The following is a 1,315-nucleotide window of genomic DNA, read 5'->3' as shown; positions in this document are numbered from 1 at the left end:
GGGGGCTCACCCCGAAGTGTGGACACCGGTTGTCATGCGGCGAGCAGCACCCTATCGACGGTTTGCTGCTCGTAGTCGATCGGGCTGAGGTAGCCGATGGCGGAATGTCTCCTGCGGGTGTTGTAGCGGGTGATCCACTTGAAGACGGCCAGGCGAGCCTCACGCGCCGAGGACCAGCCCTTGGAACCCTGCAGCGTCTCGCGTTTCAACGTGGCGTTGAAGGCTTCCGCGGCGGCGTTGTCGGCGCTGGACCCGACCGCTCCCATGGACTGACGCACTCCGAGCTCGGCGCAGACCTTGGCGAACTCGGCCGAGGTGTACTGAGACCCATGATCAGCATGGAAGATCGCGCCGGCCAGGCTGCCCCGCGTCGCAGCGGCCGCGCGCAGCGCGTCGACGACAAGCTCGGTGCGCATGTGATCGGCGATCGACCAGCCCGCCAGCCGGCGTGAGCCCAGGTCCAGCACGGTCGCCAGATACAGGAAACGGCCCTCACCGACGGGCAGGTAGGTGATGTCACCGACATAGCGCCGGTTCAGAGCCGGCGCGGTGAAGTCCCGCTCGATCAGGTCGGGCACCTTCTGATGCGAGGGTTCCGGCACCGTGGTGCGCACCTTCTTGCGCAGGTGCAGCCCGACGATGCCGGTCCGGCGCATCACCCGCGCCACTCGCTTGTGGTTGACCGTGTGGCCGCGGGCCCGCAGCTCGGCGGTGACGCGCGGACTACCGTAGGTGCCGTCGAACGCGGCGTGGATCTGCCTGATCTCCTCGGCCAGCGCGGCATCGGCCGCGGCCCGCGCCGCCCGGGCCGGCGCCGCCTTGACCCACCGGTAGAAGCCCGAGCGGGACACCTTCAACACCCGGCACAGCCGCTTGACGCCGAACGCGTCCCGGTGATCGTCGACGAACTCGAAGCGGCTCACCAGTTCGTCTCTCCCGCGAAATACTTGGCCGCCCGGCGCAGGATGTCACGCTCCAGCTCCAGTTCCCGGATCCGGGCCTTGAGCTGCTTGTTCTCCTCTTCCAACACGTCGTCGGACGATAGCGGGCCACGCGCCGACTTCCTGGCCGGGCCCGCTTTGGCACCCGCGGTGCCCTGCGCCTGCGCCTGACGCACCCAGTTACGCAACGTCGCCCGGCTGATCCCCAGATCCTCGGCCACCGAGGCCAGCGTCCGTCCCGGATCGGACAGATACAAAGCGACGGCGTCCGCCTTGAACTCCGGCGGATACGACTTCATCGCCACGTGGAACTCCTTGTCTCCGGATTCCCATCATCCGGTACTCAAGGTGTCCACACTTCGGGGGCAAGTCCC

General features: G+C 67.8%; 1 protein-coding gene. It reads right to left on the bottom strand.

Going from position 1 to position 1,315, the window contains the following annotated elements:
- Positions 1-32: 32 nt before the first annotated feature.
- Positions 33-1,246, bottom strand: a protein-coding gene (locus AB0K28_RS51730; protein ID WP_364386088.1) for an IS3 family transposase whose coding sequence is annotated in 2 segments (ribosomal slippage) — positions 33-940 and positions 940-1,246 — 1,215 coding nt in all. Because the reading frame shifts where the segments join, the coding sequence is not laid out codon by codon here.
- Positions 1,247-1,315 lie beyond the last annotated feature (69 nt).

The sequence above is a fragment of the Nonomuraea sp. NPDC049504 genome (genome assembly GCF_040676845.1).
GTDB classification, from domain to species: domain Bacteria; phylum Actinomycetota; class Actinomycetes; order Streptosporangiales; family Streptosporangiaceae; genus Nonomuraea; species Nonomuraea salmonea.
Note: the sequence above shows the minus strand (reverse complement) of the source record. Positions and strands in the feature narration are given on the sequence as shown.